The sequence below is a fragment of the Reichenbachiella sp. genome (assembly GCF_039969095.1).
GTDB lineage: Bacteria > Bacteroidota > Bacteroidia > Cytophagales > Cyclobacteriaceae > Reichenbachiella.
Map to the genome: position 1 here is coordinate 659,468 of NZ_JBDVOL010000013.1, position 16,946 is coordinate 676,413.

Here is a 16,946-nt window from a genome sequence, read left to right on the forward strand (position 1 = left end):
TTATTTTGATTTTGGCTTTTTGTAAATTGGTACCGCACTACATGCCTCCCCATACATCAAACTGGATACTAAAGGCCTAAGTAACCGTGTAATTTCTACATATGCATATTCAGGCACTGGGAATTTCCCGCAACCTTTAATAATCACCTTTTGATCTTTATAATCCTCTAGTTTTATTTTTGTCAATGCTTGTTGGAAAAGATGGTTCTCTAAATGAGATAAATCGCCAAAGACCAAATTTTTTGCAAATGGTTCTAATGCTGATGATAAAAGCATAAATGCCCAAGTAGGCACTATAGCATCCACACTGCAATAAACAGCAACATTTTTGTTATTATAGCTCGACCAATCGTGTGCTTTAACAAAGGCTCTAAAATCCTTTTCTCTAAGCACTAATTCATTGTACAATTGATCCTTGATGTCTATTTGCACCCTAGGAGACTGGTCATAATATTGCTCCAGATCAAAATTGACCAATGCACTCTGCGCTACCTTATTTACGATTTCTCCTTCCATTACTTGAACGATGATGCGGTTCTAAATTCTTTTAGATAAAACGGCTCGAAACTTATTACGTTTTCAAATGCCTCGTTTTTAAATTTATCGTATGCCAAAAGTGCTACTTCTTCGGCTGAAGGAACGATGTCGTCAACAAAAAATGCATTTTCATGCTTGATTACTTCTTTGGATTTATTCGAGCCATCCCCAAAAAATAGCACTTTCTGATTCTCTAGGATATCCTCATAAGCATACTCTTCAAGAATTACTGGAGCAGTTTTTTTAATATTCGTGAAATTTGAATCATAAAGAGCCGAGTAAACTTCCATGCGACGAGCATCCAGCATAGGACAATAAACCACTTGATCAGATGATCTGCGATACAATTGAAAAGCCAGTGCCTCTAATGTATTGACTGCTATTAGTGGTATGTCCAGCGCCAAGCACAACCCTTTGGCCGCAGAAACCCCAATACGCAACCCTGTATAAGACCCTGGGCCTTCAGCCACAGCTACCGCAGACAATTCATTCATTTCAAATCCAGCATTTTTCATCATTTGCTCAATCATTACATGCAACAAGGATGAATGAGACTTTTCGATTGAGTAAAGCTGAGACCCTATGAGTTTCCCATCTTTGAGAAGCGCAACAGATCCGCTACTGGTAGAAGTATCTATGCCAAGGATTAAAGACACTGATTAATATTTATTGATTTAAAATTTCTGAATAGGCTTGGGAGTCAGACAATATTCTAGCTGCCTCTGCAACAGTGGGATCATGATCCAAACTTGCTTCCATTATTCCAGAATGGAAATAATATCGACTTACTATTTCTTCTTCAAGCATGTAAGTAATATCATCTTTGAAGGTCTCCAGATAGTTTTCTTTCAAAGTGCTCACTTTGGCTCGAAGCTTATCAATGGCTGATTCCATGCCTTCATAATATTTCTCCTTTTTGGCCATTTCGACTAGTATTTTAATCGCATCATCCATTTGTGAAGACAAATTAAACTCCTTGCCATCCACCCACTTCACAAATTCAGCATACTCTGCATCAGTCAATTCAAATTGACGTGGAGAAGAAATACTCTTGTGCTTAAATGCATACGCTGTGGCATAATCGAATATCAAATTTTGACTCACCATATTGTACAATAAATTGGAGAATTTCTGAGAAGCAACCGCGATATCAGGCTCTATTCCACCACCATCATATACCGTTCTTCCCTTGCTGGTTTTAAATGCTACTTTCAATGAATCAGGAATTTTACCGACACTTCCATCTTCATTTTTGTGTGAGTAATCAATGGCCTGAATACATCTGCCACTAGGGATGTAGTATTTAGCTGTTGTTATTTTTAATTGTGAATTGTAAGGCAGTGGACGAGTTGCCTGTACTAAGCCTTTTCCGAAAGTACGCGTGCCTACCAACACACCTCGATCATAGTCCTGTACGACACCTGAAACTATTTCAGCAGCTGAAGCAGTGGCTCTGCTTGTTAGTACAACTAACGGAATTTCACTATCAGAAGTAGCATAAGGCGTCGTGTATGTTTTATTCGATGAGGCCATTTTACCTTTGGTGCTCACCACTTCTTTGCCCTGCTCTACAAATACATTGGCCACTTTGACCGCTTCATCCAAGAGCCCTCCAGGATTGTCTCGGAGGTCAAGAATAATTTTAGTGGCACCTACACTTTTCAGACTATCCAAGGCATTTTTGACTTCACTTCCAGCATTAGTGGTGAAGTCCGTCAATTTGATAAAACCAATCGACTCGTTATACATGCCATAATACATCACATTGTCAATAGTGATTTTAGAACGAGTCAGAGTCACATCAAATGGCTTTTCTTTTCCAAATCGCTTCACTGTTAGCACAATTTCTGAACCTGGCTGTCCTTTGAGCAATTCGCTTATTTCACTTGATGATTTTTCTTTCAGGTTTTGATGATCAATCTCTAATATTTCGTCACCTATTTTCAAACCAGCAGTATGCGCTGGATAACCAATGTAAGGCATGATGACTGTATTGGCCTTGTTGCGTTGTCCTACAATAGCTCCAATGCCTCCATATTCTCCTGTAGTGGCAGTTCGATAATCTTCAATATCATCTTCTGATATATAAGCAGCATAAGGATCCAATGACTTTAACATGGCGTTTATACCATCACCAATTATTTCTTCACTAGAGATCTCATCCACATAGTGCGTATTCAATTCTCTATAAAGTGTAGTGAATATGTCCAGATTCCGAGATATTTCGAAACTATGATCGCCACCAAGCCAGGTAAAAGAAAAAAGCCCTGCCAACAATGCCACACCAACTACGCCAATTACTGTTCTCTTCATATCAAATGAATCTTTTGATTAAGTTCCTACTTATCGATTTTGGACTTTAAACGCTTAAAAGAATCTACAAGTTTAGATTCCACAAAATCAAAGGGATGAATTTCTTTACCAGTGTAAATATAGGCAATCAGCAAAAATTTACCTTCGGGTAAAAGCGCATTGAGTAGGTGCTTATGTAAACGATAAGACTCTCGTATCAATCTTTTGATTCGATTGCGATCAACAGCTCGTTTGAAATTTCTCTTCGATACACTTACCATGAATTGATGACAAGTGGCATTCTCTTCAGCCAGAAGAAATCTCACGGAAAAGGGATAAAAATAAAAAGATGCTCCTTTGGTAAAAAGAGCATCAATTGATTTTTTACTACTCAATCTTTCCTGCTTCGGAAAGGAGTATTTTCTATATGTGTGATTTGTTCCTTCCATTAAGAAGGAATAAAGCTAACCAAGATTCTTATTTCTTGTGCTTTCTTTCATCAGATACGGTAAGTTTTTTTCTGCCTTTAGCTCTTCTTCTTTTCAAAACAGCTCTACCGGCTACATCTTCCATTCTGGCTTTAAAACCGTGCTTATTTCTTCTTTTTCGCTGAGAAGGTTGAAATGTTCTTTTCATCTTATATCGTATTTTTTATCTCTAAATTTCCAAATGCCCCTAACTACTCTTCTGACGCAGCTTGAAAAAATGGAGTGCAAAAATAGAGAGCTTTTTGACAATAACAAAGTCTGAATCAGATAGTTTGGGTAATAATTCATAATAAAAGGATGCGCTCTTGATTTATCCAATCCAAATCTTGAATATTTGTGCAAACAAAGACATAAAACATGATTGATTGCCATATTTCATTTCCTAATCCTTTAACACATCTATTACAAATAGAACTCAAATTTGATGTAGGCAACCAATCTACATTTGATCTAATACTACCAGCGTGGCGCCCCGGAAGATATGAGTTGGCAACTTTTGTTGAAAATATTCAAAGGTTTTCAGCCAATGACAACGATGGGAAAAAATTGAAGTGGGAAAAGACCAGACCCAATATTTGGACCATTCAAACCAATCAAGTAAATGAAATTACTGTCAGTTACCAGTATTACGCCAATAAAATGGATGCAGGAAATTCAGTTTTAGACGATCGGCAGATTTACATCAATTTCATCAACTGCATTTTTTACTCTAAAGAGCATACAAATATCCCCGTAAATCTTACTATTGATATTCCTCAAGAATATGTAGTGAGCTGTAGTCTCAGTCAAACCGCTTTTGATCAATTCAAAGCTAAAGACTACTTGCAATTAGTTGACTCTCCACTATTGGCCAGCCCAGATCTGAAAATATTAAATTATGCAGTTGAAGATTATAAATTTTCGATTGCAATTCTTGGAGACTACCCATTTTCGGATGAAAAAATTATTAGTGACTTCAAAAAATTTAGTGAATGCCAGGTGGCTACCATGGACGGATTCCCAACCAAACAATACGATTTTATCATTCATTCACTTGATTACACGCATTATCATGGCGTAGAGCATCAAAACTCTACGGTTTTAGTTCTCGGCCCTAATGATCATACTAATAAATCTGCTTACTACGAGAAACTGATGGGTGTGGCTTCTCATGAGTTATTTCATACTTGGAATGTCACGCGCATTCGACCTAAAGAAATGTCTCCTTATCAATTCGAAAAGGAAACCATGACAAAAACTGGATTTGTGACGGAAGGATTCACAACCTATTATGGAGACTTATTTCTGAAGCAGTCAGGAGTGTTTAATCAAGAAGAATATTTCAAAGAACTGAACACTCTTTTTAATAGACATTTCGAGAATTATGGACGACACGAGAGTTCTTTGATTCAATCCAGTCAGAATTTGTGGGTGGATGGGTACAAAAACTTATTCCCATCCAAAAAAGTCTCTATATATGTAAAAGGAGCACTCTGTTCATTGATCTTGGATTTGACCATAAGAAAGAATTCTAATCAAAAATTAAGTCTAATAGATGTCGTGAAAACTCTGTATCAAAAATATACCTATAGCCAGGGAGGTTATACGCAAGAGCAGGTGTATGAGGAGTTGATTCAGATTGGAGGAGATTCTTTAAAATCACTAATACAGAAGCTATATGAAACCACGGAACGTCTAGATTCACCTATTCAGGAAGCGCTATCGAACGTAGGATGTGAGCTCATACCAAAGACTCATTCCAATGAATTGACGAGCAAACTTGGCATCAAATGGCAAGGGTCAAAGATTGTTGAAATTGCCCCAGGCAGTCATACAGAAAACTACTTTTCTGTTGGAGATGAAATATTGGAATTAAACGAGAATAGCTTTTCAGACGAGAATATTTCACTTTCTAATCAGGCAATCTTTAAAATCAAAAGAGGACCAAGAAAAATGGTCATTGAGGTGCCTGTTGAGGCAAATACTTATTTTGATTCCTATGAAATTGCCATTCAAAAAGAAGCGAGTCAGGAGCAATTAGAAAATTTATTGCACTGGTTAGGAAATAATCAAAAATAAATTTTGGCTCAGTGCCTAAAAACGTACATTTGCCCATGCATTTCCTCGTAGTAAACAATAGCTCTTTTTGAAATGAAATTAAACGTGTTGCTGGTGAAATTTCTGGTATGGCGGATGAAACATATCAGCAACAACAACTTCGCTTTGATCCTTAGCGGAATTGTGGGTCTGGTCTCAGGACTAGCCGCTGTAACCCTAAAAGAATCAGTGCATTTCATTCAGGCCATTCTCAAGCAATACATTTATACCTCTGGATTTGATTTTCTATACCTTTTTTATCCATTGGCGGGTATTATTCTTACTCTAATAGTGGCCAAATATGTCCTCAAGGAAAAATTAGGCCATGGTATTACCCAAATACTTTTCGTCATTTCAAAACGATCAAGTATTGTCAAAAGGTCTATGATGTACTCCAGGATGTTCACCAGTGCCATCACCGTAGGTTTTGGTGGGTCTGTAGGACTAGAGGCACCAATCGTTGTCACGGGTTCGGCCATTGGTTCAAACTTGGCACAGCTCACACACTTGAACTACAAAAAAAGAACCCTTCTGATAGCCTGCGGGGCGTCTGGCGCTATTTCTGCTATCTTTAATTCGCCTATAGCAGGTGTCATTTTTGCTATCGAAGTTATTCTTACCGATGTCACAATCAACAAATTTATCCCCATACTCTTGTCCTCCGTAACAGGGTCTTTGGTATCTCTTTCCTTGTTAGGTGATGATTTATTGTTCTCCTTTAAGCTCAAAGATCCATTTTTAGCTGAGCATGTTCACTATTTTATATTTCTAGGAATTGCCTGCGGAATTGTTTCAGTACACTTTACTCGACTAACCTATTTGATCGAAAGGATGATTAAAAAAGTGACTAACGATTGGAGTCGGGCACTGGTCGGAGGGATAGGTGTGGCCTTGATCGTCTTAACCTTCCCCCCCATATATGGTGAAGGCTATGACACGATCAAACAATTGCTCAATGGCAATGATGATATCATCTTTAATAATAGCTTGATATATGGAGGCACGGACAAGACCTTAATTATTATTTTTCTGCTTTTTGCTATTCTAGTAGTTAAACCTGTAGCCTCTGCATTAACCATAGGATCCGGAGGAAGTGGCGGAATTTTTGCCCCTTCGTTATTTATGGGAGGAATAGCAGGCTACCTTTTTGCCAAGACAGTCAACTTTATTCTTCCAGTCACCATAAGTACCAGTAATTTTACTTTGGTAGCTATGTGTGGAGTGATGAGTGGGGTACTTCATGCGCCCCTAACTGCTATATTTTTGATTGCAGAAATAACAGGAGGTTACGAGTTATTTGTGCCACTGATGCTGGTCAGTGCCATATCATTCATCACGATCAATTATTTCGAAAAGCATTCCTTGTACACCAAAAGTTTGATTGAGAAAGGTGACTTGATTCAAGGAGATAAGGACAGGCAGGTTCTAAGCTTGATGAAGGTGGATAAAATTATTGAATCAGATCTACTCACCATCATGTATGATGCTAAGTTGGAAGACATGATCCAGCTGATTAAAAAATCTAAAAGAAACATATTTCCTGTTCTTAATTATGTAGGAGGGCTTGAAGGCATTATTACTCTGGATGATATTCGAGAAAAAATGTTTGACGAAGTAGCTCGAAAAAATATTGTAGTTAAAGAAATCATGCAGCTTCCTCCAGCTGAAGTACACCCGGATGATTCCATGCAAACTGTCATGAATAAATTTGAAGTTACACAAGCATGGAACCTTCCTGTAATAGATGAGGGACAATATATTGGCTTTTTGTCCAAATCAAGGATTTTTAGTGCTTACCGAAATAAACTGATAAATCAAGACAAAGAATAAAAGAAGCATATTTCTTTCTTTGCACTATTCTCTGAATGCTATTCAATCGAATTTCAATTCGAAAGCCCTTTTCCACAATTTCAACCATCTTAAAAAAACATAAGTACCTAACATTGTGGAAGTTAAATGCTACTATTTAAACAATGTGGATAACTTTCTAATTTGTGGATAAGTCTAGCTTATTCTTGAAATAGCACTATTGCTGGAATTTTTCAATGTGGCAACATATAAATTGCAACTATCTATTTATGAGTACGTTAGCATAAATTCAAAGAATATCTATATTTGTTAATGTTCATGAATAGATCAATAAAACCTCTTGTAATCCTATTGTTTTTAGTTTGCTTTTCAGCAAGCAAATCACACGCTCAAGACATTGAAGTAATTAAATATCCAGACCTAGCCAAGCTTATATCCTCTCAATCTGACAAAAATAAAGTCATTAACTTCTGGGCAACGTGGTGCAGGCCATGTATAAAGGAATTACCTCAATTTTTGGAATTATACAACAAATACAATGATGAGAATTTAGAATTGAGCTTAATAAGCTTTGATTTCGTTGAGGACTTAGAAAACAAACTAAAACCATTTGTTGCCAAAAAGAACATTGAGGCTAAAGTCTATCTACTAGACGAGACTGATTATAACGCATTCATAGATAAAGTGGATCCCTCATGGAGCGGAGCGATCCCAGCCACATTGATGGTGGCAAAAGGAAATTCAAAAAGAAAATTTATTGAAAAAGAATTCGCTGAGGACGAATTGGAAAAAGTCTATCTTAATTTTATTAAATAACACAATATGATGAAGAAAAATATATTTTTAGTTTTCGGCCTAATTACTATGGCAGCGGTGCTTTTCGCTAGTGGCAATAAAGAAAAAATTGCAAATACAAAGGTCGGTTTTAATGTAGGCGATATGGCTTCTGACTTCAAATTGAAAAATGTGGATGGAAGGACTATCTCAATGGCAGACTACAAAGACGCCAAGGGCTTTATTGTCATATTTACTTGCAACACTTGCCCATTCTCTAAAATGTACGAAGAGAGAATTGACCTATTGAATCAAAAATATGAATCAAAAGGATTTCCAGTTTTAGCCATCAATCCTAATGACGCGACCAAACAGCCAGACGATTCATTCGAAGAAATGGCTAAAAGGTCAAAAAACAAAGGGTATTCGTTTCCATATTTATATGACGAAAGCCAAGCAGTTGCTACTGCCTATGGCGCTACACGCACTCCACATGTTTACGTCTTGAATAAAAAACCGAAAGGGCTTGCTGTTTCATACATCGGAGCTATAGACAACAATCATAAAGATGCGGATGCTGTTACTCAAAAATATGTCGAGGATGCAGTAGATAGTTTACTTGACGGCAAAGCACCAAAAGTAACTTCTACTAAGGCTGTTGGCTGTACAATAAAATGGAAGGATGCTTAAGCGTCCTTTTTCTGATAATACAATGTTGAGCAATTTGTTTTGTTCAACATTTTTTTTGCCTCCACAAGCAAGGCCTCTTCCGAAACTTCATTAATGAGTTGTGTTTCCTTATTGACCAACTCAGTATTTCCTAGTAAGGTATAGTAGGCTAAACTCATGGCCCGATTGAGGAGTTCTACTTCAGAAAAAACATGAGAAGACTCCGCTTGCATTTTCACTTTATCCAGTTCCTCCGGATATAAACCGTCTATTAAAAAGGTTTCAATTTCCTCATCCACAATTTTATCAACTTGATCAAAAGTAACTCCATCTTTAAGTTTGCCAGAAATAACTAACAAACCTGCTTCAATCGAACCTGTGATACTCGCACTAATAGAATTCAAAAGCTTCTTTTCCTTGACCAATTTAGTATAAAGCCGAGAAGATTTACCTCTTCCTAATACATCACTCAACAGATCAATGGTATGATATTTTTCATGCAAACGGTCTGGCATGTGATAAGCTCTATAAAACGCATTCATTGGCACCTTGCCATCAATAGTTTTAGATCTATGCTCAATCTGCAATGATTCTTGAGGCAAATCCCTGACATATGGTTCGCCAGCAGGTATAGATCCGAACCATTTTTCTGACATGGATTTAACCTGATCTAAAGTAACGTCCCCAGCTACTACTAGAATCGCATTATTAGGAATATAGAACTTCTTAAAAAACGCCTTTACATCTTCCATAGTGGCTTCTTCGATATGCGAAATCTCTTTTCCGATGGTATTCCATCTATACGGATGGGTTTTATAAGCCATAGGCTTCAAATTGAGCCAGGCATCGCCGTAAGGCTGATCCAAATATCGCTGTTTAAACTCTTCAATCACCACTTTTCGCTGCACTTCGAGTGACTGAGGATCAAATGCCAAACTAAGCATCCGATCAGATTCCAGCCAAAAAGCGGTTTCCAAATTGTTAGAAGGAATGGAAATATAATAATTCGTATAATCAGGTGTAGTGAAGGCATTGTTCTCACCACCCACTTTTTGCAAGGGCTCATCGTAAGAGGGAATATTGACAGACCCTCCAAACATCAAATGTTCAAACAAATGAGCAAAACCTGTTTTGTTTTCATCCTCATCTCTAGAGCCCACATTATACAAGACATTCAGCACTGCTACTTTTGTAGAATGATCTTCATGTACCACTACTTGGAGCCCGTTGTCCAATGTAAATTTTTCGTATTTCATAGTTTTCCTTCTGGGCGTAAAAATAGGTCGCAATCGGATGAATCTATACTATATTGATACATTCAATAAAATTTCATTGTGAACCATTAACCAACTCGATCAAAAGGTTAGATTTGTGATTGGCTCGTCCAGAAACAATTGTTAAGCAACCCAATGCATGCCCAATGAAATTTGACCGGAAGAAACTCACCAACCAGCAACTTCTTTCTTTTTACAAAAACTTACTTCTCCCCAGACTCATAGAAGAAAAAATGTTGATTTTACTCCGTCAGGGAAAGATCAGCAAATGGTTTTCTGGCATGGGCCAAGAAGCCATTTCTGTAGGATCTGCACTGGCCATGGATAAAGACGAATACATTTTACCCATGCACCGAAATCTCGGCATTTTCACTACTCGTGAAATCCCACTACATCGGCTGTTTGCTCAATTTCAGGGGAAAGCCAGTGGTTTTACACAAGGCAGAGACCGATCCTTTCATTTTGGATCTAAGGAACATCATCTAGTCGGAATGATTTCTCATTTAGGACCGCAGTTAGGGATTGCAGACGGGATCGCTTTGGCTCACAAATTGAGAAAAAATAAAAAATCCACACTCGTTTTTAGTGGTGATGGAGGTGCTAGTGAAGGTGATTTTCACGAAGCACTCAATGTGGCTTCTGTTTGGCAATTGCCGGTCATTTTCGTAGTAGAAAACAATTGTTGGGGGCTGAGCACACCTAGTAATCAACAATTCAATTTTGACTCTTTTACCCAAAAAGGACCAGGATACGGCATCAAAACCAAACAAGTAGATGGTAATAATTTGTTGGAAGTTTATCATGCTATTTCAGAGGCTTCCAAGTCAATGAAGAAAAAAAATGAACCCATCCTGATTGAATGTATGACTTTCAGAATGAGGGGACATGAAGAAGCTAGCGGAACCAAGTATTACCCTAAAGGGCTTCAAGACGAGTGGTCGAAAAAAGATCCTGTGGACAACTTTGAAAGGTATTTGATTGATGAAAAAATACTAGATAAAAAAACTCAGGAAGACCTTGTGGTCAGTATCAAAGCATCGATTGAAGAAGGGCTGAAATTGGCTAATGAAGAAGGGCTTATAGAAGTTTCGACCGATAAAGAAGTAAGCGATTTATTCTCCCCCTTTGATCAAAAATCAATTGCTCCTAAATCAGACAAAAAATCCGACAAACGATTTATAGATGCCATATCAGATGGTTTGCGACAAAGCATGGAAAAGTATCCTGAAATGGTGCTCATGGGGCAAGACATTGGCAAATACGGAGGTGTGTTCAAAATCACAGAAGGGTTTGTCGATCAATTTGGTGAAGAAAGGGTTCGAAATACACCATTGTGTGAATCGGCAATTGTAGGGAGTGCATTAGGTCTTTCCATTCAAGGCATTAAGTCTATGGTGGAAATGCAGTTTGCAGATTTCGTAACCTGCGGCTTTAACCAGATTATCAATAATTTGGCTAAAATTCATTGGCGATGGGGACAAAATGCCGACGTTGTAGTTCGAATGCCAACGGGTGCAGGGGTTGCTGCTGGCCCTTTTCATTCTCAATCCAACGAAGCCTGGTTTTTTCATACACCCGGCCTAAAAATAGTCTACCCATCTAATCCTTATGATGCCAAAGGCTTATTGAATGCGGCTATCGAAGACCCTAATCCTTATTTGTTTTTTGAACACAAAGCTTTGTACCGAGCCATTTCCGAAGAAATTCCAGAGGACTACTACACGATAGAAGTAGGAAAAGCCAAATTAGTCAAAGAAGGCTCAAATCTATCGGTCATAACCTATGGCATGGGAGTACATTGGGCAAAGGATATAGTATCAGAATTGGGCATTGAGGCTGACATTCTGGACTTGCGCACATTACTTCCCTGGGATAAGGATGCCGTGGCAAAAACGGTCAAGAAAACTAACAAAGTTATTGTTTTGCACGAAGATTGCCTGACAGGTGGAATAGGGGCTGAATTGGCAGCCTGGATTAGCGAACATCATTTCCAGGACCTTGATGCGCCTGTAATGCGAGAAGCTAGTTTGGATACTCCGATACCATTTGCTCCACATCTCGAACAAAATTTCCTACCCAAGGAGCGTTTTAAAACTAAAATAAAAGCCCTTTTGGAATACTAACCGTCTAACTTTGTAAACTCTAATATTGAGTTCGACCCGCTCTAAGCATCGTGACTCCAACTTGAACAGCTAAGGTGTAGGAAATTAGAATTCTTTACCAAGGATGCTTTGAGAAAGAAGCACGGTTCAGAAGCTTCAGTGGGTTCAATATATTTGTTAACTTCCCGTTTATATTGCGTAGAGAGGATATATGTTAAACAAGCGACTGTATGTTTTTTTGTTATTCGCAGGCATTTTAATGGCCTCGGGACACATCTCGTACGCGCAACTTTTGACAGATCGCAATAAGCTCAAAACGGCAAGAAGGGAGTCTGGATTCCTTCAATTCAAAAAGAAGGCCAAGATCAAAGGCCCAAGTGGTAAACACAAAACCGTTGCAGCTGGAAAGACGAAATACTCCAAAACCTCTTCAAATGAAGGGTCTAATCGGAATATAAATCCTAAATACTCCGTTTTTACTGCTGGTCAATCGAGAGGCAAAAAGCTAAATATTAGATATACACAAAGTCGGGCTGGAAAAGGGATGGACAGAAAAGTGGCACCAAGATATTCGGTGGCAAATGCTGGCCAATTTAAAGGCAAGAAGATTAATGTAAGGTACACACAAAGCCATGCAGGTGCTGGCATGGATCGGAAAGTAAATCCCAGGTATTCTGTTCTTAACGCGGGACAGGTGAAAGGTAAAAAGATTAGCCCTAGGTTTAGCGTAGCTAATGCGGGTAATGTGAAATCCAAAAAAATAAGCCCTAGGTTCACTCAAACCAATGCTGGTGAAGTAAAAGGCAGGAATGTCAACCCGCGTTATTCACAATGGAAACAAGCTGGTAAAGTGGTGGTGGTAAAACCAAGATTTACCGTACCTCCTACTTATAGTAGAACCAAACCAGCGGGCAATCGGAAAAAAGGATTCTTGCCGAGCATAAATCTATATCGAAAACCACCAAAACATAAGCCAGGTCCAAATTCTCAATATGCCGGCGTGATGAAGAATAAATATCAAAAGCCTTTTCATGTAGGCGATCACAATCAAAACATCAAGAGTTATAAAAAATTTACCAACAGAAATTTAAGGTTTTCTCCAAATGCGCAGATGGCTAATTATGAACTGAAAACAAAAAAAATGCGTAAAAAGAGCCAGATGCACCCTAGCGCCAATTATCTATCTGCGAAGTATTACAAAAGTCGAACAGTCAGAAATACCAAAAGAAAATTTAATGTAGTTTGGGTTCGTACGTTTGGGAACAAAATTCAACCAGACGCTGTTAAGAAAAAAACTAAAAAAGCTAAGTTCGATAAGGACGAAATAGAAATTTGGAATAATTAAAAAATGAACTGGAATCAATTAACAGCCAAAGAGCAAATAGATGAGATTAAGGCCTCATCTTCTGACCAACCGTCATTAATATTCAAGCATAGTACGCGATGCAGCGTAAGTGCCATGGCAGAAAATAGATTGGAGCGATCATGGAATGCAGATGAGATACCTACATTGGATATCTATCATTTAGATTTGATTCAACACAGAGACGTTTCGGATTACATTGCCCATACCTTCGATGTACCACACGAATCTCCACAAGTATTGATTATTTCGGATGGTAAGTGCATTTATCACAATTCTCACATGGGAATCGCTTATCACGAAATAAAAAGAGTATTCGACAGCTTAGTTACTGCCTAGATCAATCTTCTTTTTGTTCTAAAGATTCAATCATATAGGCCAGTTTTCTGGCCTTTTTGCCATACAATAGATGAATCACATAAAATGTAAATGGAATAGCCACCAATACGCCACTGGCTAAGCCAATGATGAACGATTTTGGGTCATTCGTGAATTTAATATAAAACTCATTTCCATCTAGATAAAAAACAGCTGCTACCACCAAAATAGCCAATACAAAACTGGCAATTTTATAGTGGAGAATAAATCGTTTTACAATTCTCTGAATGGTATATAGATGTTCTAATACCGAACTATCAATTTCTTCCTTCTTTAAAATATTAATCAAATTACGGTAATAGACAAAAAAGAGTGCATTCAAAACCATCATTCCTCCGCCTATAACCCACTGTTTAGTATACAATAACCCAAGGCTGAAAAAAGTTAATACAACAAGATTCAACCATAATTCTACTGACAAAGTTTTTATAAAACGATGCACCAAACTACTTGACCCTTTACGAATCATTCTATCAATTTCTGGCTTCGCATAGACTTTTTCGTCTGCAGCATTCCCATCTTTCCAAATGTCCTTAATGTCCAAATCTTTCATCGATGATTTTTTTTAGCTGTGCCTTTACTCTATTCACTTTGGCGCCCACATTGGTTACCGTAATACCCAAGATTTCTGCCATTTCCTTATAGCTTTTTTCCTCCAAGTACAGAAGGATAATTGCTCGATCCGATTCTCTCAGCAACTTGATGGCCTTATAAAGTTCCTGCACCCTCTCCTCTTGAAGTGCACTATCCTCATCCACTACATCAGGGATTTCTCTATTCTCAGTTGGTATGGTTCGTTTCTTACTTCTGAGTTGGGACAGACAAACATTCAAACACACCCGATAAGTCCAGGTGCTCAATTTTGATGCACCACGAAAGGAATCGAAGGAGCGCCAGAGCTGTACAATACATTCCTGATAATAGTCATTAAAATCATCGGTGCTATCCGTATAAATCCGACAGACCTTCGCGATGATGCGATGATTATTATCCAAAAATCCCTGAAAATCAGATTTCATATATGATTGATTGCTAGCCGGTAGGTTGGCCAAAATGGATTTTTATTACAGATTGTTTATTTATTTTATTGGCATTCGCTCAAACGGCTTATTTCTATCAAATAGGTATCGATAGGTATGATGAGTTTTACCAATTTCACCTCCCACTTGCTTCACCACTAATATCATTTTTCGATTAAAATCCCCGATCCAATTCATTTCTAAAATAGGGTACCTCTTGTAGTCTTTCTGAACCATTTGTGCAGTAGCCATGACCAATGCGCCATCGAGTCCTTTGCCCTGATGTGCTGGCGCGACACCAAATACCAAACCAAGCATTTTTTTGTTCGTCTTTCTCCACTTATGCCAGACAAATTTCAATTTGCCAATCAGATCTAGTTTTCCATTGACATGCTTAAATACTTGATTGACCTCGGGTAGGTTGAGGTAAAAAGCTACAGGGTCACCTTTGTAGTAAGCAAACCAAATGATTTTCTCATCTATGATTGGTTTCATCTGTTTCATGATTGCCTGAGATTGTTCCTTCGACATTTCAGCGACACCATCATGATTAGCCCAGGCCACATTATACACTTGCCTAAAATCTTCTGTGTATTTCTCTAGATTATTCAATTTCATGTGCTCAAAAGAATAATCTGGGTCTTTATTCAGCACATCGGCTTTTTGCATGATCCGAGGGTGAAACGGATCAAATGTATTTCTGATAAAGGTAAATTGCTTGAAATAAACTTGAAAACCGTAATTCTCGAATAACGCTTGATAATATGGAAATTGATAATTGCATTGATAGTTTGGCTCAATATCAAACCCATCAACCAGCAATCCCCACCACTTGTCACGATCTCCAAAATTGATCGGACCATCCATAGCTTCCATCCCTTGCTCCTTCAGCCAATCTCTGGCCGTATCAAAAAGTAAATTGGCTGCTTCTTGATCATTGATACATTCGAAAAAACCACAACCACCAGTAGGCTGATCGTTATCCTTATCTTTTGTTTTGTCATTCACAAAGGCAGCAATCCGTCCGATGGTTTGCCCATCTTTCTTCAACAACCAGCGAACGCACTTCCCAAACTTGAAAGTTTTATTTTTTTGCTTATCAAAAACCGCATGTACATCCTTATCTAAAGGGCGAATCCAATATTTCTCATTTTTGTATAAGCCCACAGCCATCTCCACAAATTCTTGCTGCTCCTGCTTGCTTTTTACCTCGATCAATTCCATGCCCTAAACTTAATCACACCATTTGCTATTGGCAATATTTGATATATGAAGAAATAAATTATTAACTCTTTTGAAAATAATTTCACCTTTTTATACCAAGCCTTTGGAAAAGATAAAAAGCAGTTTACTTTTGCAGACCATTACAAAATGGTCCGTTCGTCTAGGGGTTAGGACGCCAGGTTTTCATCCTGGTAACAGGGGTTCGATTCCCCTACGGACTACAGTGACAAAGGATGAATCGTCATCCTTTTATTTTGACATCATTTAATGTCTGTTCGTCTAGGACTTAGGATCCTAGCCGGCCGCACCAGGTTTTCATGATGGCAACAGGGGCGGTTGGCCGATGCCATCGATTCCCCTACGAACTACAGTAAAATAGGACGATTTGTCGTCCTTTTATTTTGATACAGTAATGGTCCGTTCGTCTAGGGGTTAGGACGCCAGGTTTTCATCCTGGTAACAGGGGTTCGATTCCCCTACGGACTACAAAAAGCCACTCAATGGAGTGGCTTTTTTATTTCCATGTGTCTCCCATGGCGAGCCAGTGGGGATTTCTGTTCCTCTTAGGGCATTACAAATGCCCTTTAAGCTTACAGTCGCATAGCATATGCGACCGAGCGGGATTTTTCAAACGCCCTCAGTAGCCACTCTTTTCTGCTTTCATGATTCTATCGAGCGCTTTGATGATGGCTCTAGCGGTATGTTTCTTGAAGTCTCGCATAATCGATTCCAAAGACTTACCCTTTGTGCTAATAACCATATGCAAATGACTCGGCATCAATACCCAAGCATGAATGAGCAACCCTTTCTCCTTTTGACAATATTTCAACGAATCAACAATGATATGCTTGAATTCATTTCTTGTAAACAGGTCAATCCAATGCACAACCGTGCTTGTCACAAAATAGATACCCGTTGGATCATGGAATTTGTATTTCTCA

17 protein-coding genes and 2 tRNA genes are annotated in these 16,946 nt (G+C 38.4%); 9 read left to right on the plus strand and 10 right to left on the minus strand.

Annotated elements, in window-relative coordinates:
* From ABJH98_RS15290 to rpmH, 5 genes are read right to left on the minus strand one after another with little or no spacing between them, the layout of a single operon-like run.
* A complete protein-coding gene (locus tag ABJH98_RS15290; RefSeq protein ID WP_348308569.1) occupies positions 1–516 on the minus strand; it encodes a DUF2480 family protein in 516 nt (171 codons plus the stop codon).
* Positions 516–1,193: a tRNA (adenosine(37)-N6)-threonylcarbamoyltransferase complex dimerization subunit type 1 TsaB gene (tsaB, locus tag ABJH98_RS15295; RefSeq protein WP_348308570.1), complete on the minus strand. Its 678-nt coding sequence runs from the start codon at positions 1,191–1,193 to the stop codon at positions 516–518. Before tsaB ends, ABJH98_RS15290 begins: the two co-directional genes overlap by 1 nt.
* A 10-nt stretch (positions 1,194–1,203) precedes the next feature.
* Positions 1,204–2,850, minus strand: a complete 1,647-nt coding sequence (locus tag ABJH98_RS15300; RefSeq protein ID WP_348308571.1) for a S41 family peptidase — start codon at positions 2,848–2,850, stop codon at positions 1,204–1,206.
* A gap of 26 nt (positions 2,851–2,876) precedes the next feature.
* Entirely contained in the window at positions 2,877–3,278 is a 402-nt protein-coding gene (gene rnpA, locus ABJH98_RS15305) for a ribonuclease P protein component (RefSeq protein ID WP_348308572.1), read from the minus strand.
* A gap of 28 nt (positions 3,279–3,306) precedes the next feature.
* Entirely contained in the window at positions 3,307–3,465 is a 159-nt protein-coding gene (gene rpmH, locus ABJH98_RS15310; protein WP_084372201.1) for a 50S ribosomal protein L34, read from the minus strand.
* A gap of 209 nt (positions 3,466–3,674) precedes the next feature.
* On the opposite strand from rpmH, the gene ABJH98_RS15315 reads away from it, so the two are divergent.
* The 4 genes from ABJH98_RS15315 to ABJH98_RS15330 all read left to right on the plus strand — a co-directional run bounded on the left by ABJH98_RS15315 (position 3,675) and on the right by ABJH98_RS15330 (position 8,666).
* On the plus strand, positions 3,675–5,375 hold the full coding sequence (locus ABJH98_RS15315; RefSeq protein WP_348308573.1) for a M61 family peptidase: 1,701 nt from the start codon (positions 3,675–3,677) through the stop codon (positions 5,373–5,375).
* 72 nt (positions 5,376–5,447) lie between these two features.
* Positions 5,448–7,223 (plus strand): chloride channel protein, encoded by a 1,776-nt coding sequence (locus ABJH98_RS15320; RefSeq protein WP_348308574.1) that lies wholly within the window; start codon positions 5,448–5,450, stop codon positions 7,221–7,223.
* Between the two features lie 297 nt (positions 7,224–7,520).
* Positions 7,521–8,018: a TlpA disulfide reductase family protein gene (locus tag ABJH98_RS15325; RefSeq protein ID WP_348308575.1), complete on the plus strand. Its 498-nt coding sequence runs from the start codon at positions 7,521–7,523 to the stop codon at positions 8,016–8,018.
* Positions 8,019–8,024: 6 nt separating this feature from the next.
* The gene (locus tag ABJH98_RS15330) at positions 8,025–8,666 is read left to right on the plus strand and encodes a thioredoxin family protein (protein WP_348308576.1); all 642 of its coding nucleotides are present in this window, start codon (positions 8,025–8,027) and stop codon (positions 8,664–8,666) included.
* On the opposite strand, the gene ABJH98_RS15335 is transcribed toward ABJH98_RS15330, so the two are convergent.
* Positions 8,663–9,901, minus strand: a complete 1,239-nt coding sequence (locus ABJH98_RS15335) for a pitrilysin family protein (protein WP_348308577.1) — start codon at positions 9,899–9,901, stop codon at positions 8,663–8,665. The genes ABJH98_RS15330 and ABJH98_RS15335 overlap by 4 nt on opposite strands.
* 164 nt (positions 9,902–10,065) lie before the next feature.
* On the opposite strand from ABJH98_RS15335, the gene ABJH98_RS15340 reads away from it, so the two are divergent.
* From ABJH98_RS15340 to ytxJ, 3 genes are all read left to right on the plus strand, one after another.
* The gene (locus ABJH98_RS15340; RefSeq protein WP_348308578.1) at positions 10,066–12,042 is read left to right on the plus strand and encodes a dehydrogenase E1 component subunit alpha/beta; all 1,977 of its coding nucleotides are present in this window, start codon (positions 10,066–10,068) and stop codon (positions 12,040–12,042) included.
* Between the two features lie 190 nt (positions 12,043–12,232).
* Complete coding sequence (locus ABJH98_RS15345) at positions 12,233–13,366, plus strand: hypothetical protein (protein WP_348308579.1); 1,134 nt, start codon at positions 12,233–12,235, stop codon at positions 13,364–13,366.
* Positions 13,367–13,369: 3 nt separating this feature from the next.
* Entirely contained in the window at positions 13,370–13,723 is a 354-nt protein-coding gene (ytxJ, locus tag ABJH98_RS15350; RefSeq protein WP_348308580.1) for a bacillithiol system redox-active protein YtxJ, read from the plus strand.
* A gap of 1 nt (position 13,724) precedes the next feature.
* Here ytxJ and ABJH98_RS15355 read toward each other — a convergent pair whose 3' ends face one another.
* From ABJH98_RS15355 to ABJH98_RS15365, 3 genes are read right to left on the minus strand one after another with little or no spacing between them, the layout of a single operon-like run.
* The gene (locus ABJH98_RS15355) at positions 13,725–14,315 is read right to left on the minus strand and encodes a hypothetical protein (protein ID WP_348308581.1); all 591 of its coding nucleotides are present in this window, start codon (positions 14,313–14,315) and stop codon (positions 13,725–13,727) included.
* Entirely contained in the window at positions 14,296–14,781 is a 486-nt protein-coding gene (locus ABJH98_RS15360) for an RNA polymerase sigma factor (RefSeq protein WP_348308582.1), read from the minus strand. The genes ABJH98_RS15355 and ABJH98_RS15360 overlap by 20 nt, the downstream gene beginning before the upstream one ends.
* Positions 14,782–14,841: 60 nt before the next feature.
* Positions 14,842–16,005: a hypothetical protein gene (locus ABJH98_RS15365; RefSeq protein ID WP_348308583.1), complete on the minus strand. Its 1,164-nt coding sequence runs from the start codon at positions 16,003–16,005 to the stop codon at positions 14,842–14,844.
* A 149-nt stretch (positions 16,006–16,154) separates the two neighbouring features.
* Between ABJH98_RS15365 and ABJH98_RS15370 the strand changes: the two genes are divergently transcribed.
* Together ABJH98_RS15370 and ABJH98_RS15375 are read left to right on the plus strand one after the other, a co-directional pair.
* A tRNA-Glu gene (locus ABJH98_RS15370) sits at positions 16,155–16,226 on the plus strand.
* A gap of 193 nt (positions 16,227–16,419) precedes the next feature.
* Positions 16,420–16,491 (plus strand) — tRNA-Glu (locus ABJH98_RS15375).
* 151 nt (positions 16,492–16,642) lie between these two features.
* Here ABJH98_RS15375 and ABJH98_RS15380 read toward each other — a convergent pair.
* Positions 16,643–16,946 (minus strand): transposase (locus tag ABJH98_RS15380; RefSeq protein WP_348308584.1); only part of this gene is annotated, 304 nt, incomplete at its 5' end.

Bases quoted from the DNA above. Each gene is read 5' to 3' on its own strand.
- rnpA (WP_348308572.1), bottom strand. From the start codon at position 3,278: ATGGAAGGAACAAATCACACATATAGAAAATACTCCTTTCCGAAGCAG.
- ABJH98_RS15340 (WP_348308578.1), top strand. From the start codon at position 10,066: ATGAAATTTGACCGGAAGAAACTCACCAACCAGCAACTTCTTTCTTTT.
- ABJH98_RS15360 (WP_348308582.1), bottom strand. From the start codon at position 14,781: ATGAAATCTGATTTTCAGGGATTTTTGGATAATAATCATCGCATCATC.
- ABJH98_RS15330 (WP_348308576.1), top strand. From the start codon at position 8,025: ATGATGAAGAAAAATATATTTTTAGTTTTCGGCCTAATTACTATGGCA.
- ABJH98_RS15345 (WP_348308579.1), top strand. From the start codon at position 12,233: ATGTTAAACAAGCGACTGTATGTTTTTTTGTTATTCGCAGGCATTTTA.
- ABJH98_RS15315 (WP_348308573.1), top strand. From the start codon at position 3,675: ATGATTGATTGCCATATTTCATTTCCTAATCCTTTAACACATCTATTA.
- ABJH98_RS15325 (WP_348308575.1), top strand. From the start codon at position 7,521: ATGAATAGATCAATAAAACCTCTTGTAATCCTATTGTTTTTAGTTTGC.
- ABJH98_RS15300 (WP_348308571.1), bottom strand. From the start codon at position 2,850: ATGAAGAGAACAGTAATTGGCGTAGTTGGTGTGGCATTGTTGGCAGGG.
- ABJH98_RS15335 (WP_348308577.1), bottom strand. From the start codon at position 9,901: ATGAAATACGAAAAATTTACATTGGACAACGGGCTCCAAGTAGTGGTA.
- ABJH98_RS15290 (WP_348308569.1), bottom strand. From the start codon at position 516: ATGGAAGGAGAAATCGTAAATAAGGTAGCGCAGAGTGCATTGGTCAAT.
- ABJH98_RS15355 (WP_348308581.1), bottom strand. From the start codon at position 14,315: ATGAAAGATTTGGACATTAAGGACATTTGGAAAGATGGGAATGCTGCA.
- ytxJ (WP_348308580.1), top strand. From the start codon at position 13,370: ATGAACTGGAATCAATTAACAGCCAAAGAGCAAATAGATGAGATTAAG.
- rpmH (WP_084372201.1), bottom strand. From the start codon at position 3,465: ATGAAAAGAACATTTCAACCTTCTCAGCGAAAAAGAAGAAATAAGCAC.
- ABJH98_RS15365 (WP_348308583.1), bottom strand. From the start codon at position 16,005: ATGGAATTGATCGAGGTAAAAAGCAAGCAGGAGCAGCAAGAATTTGTG.
- ABJH98_RS15320 (WP_348308574.1), top strand. From the start codon at position 5,448: ATGAAATTAAACGTGTTGCTGGTGAAATTTCTGGTATGGCGGATGAAA.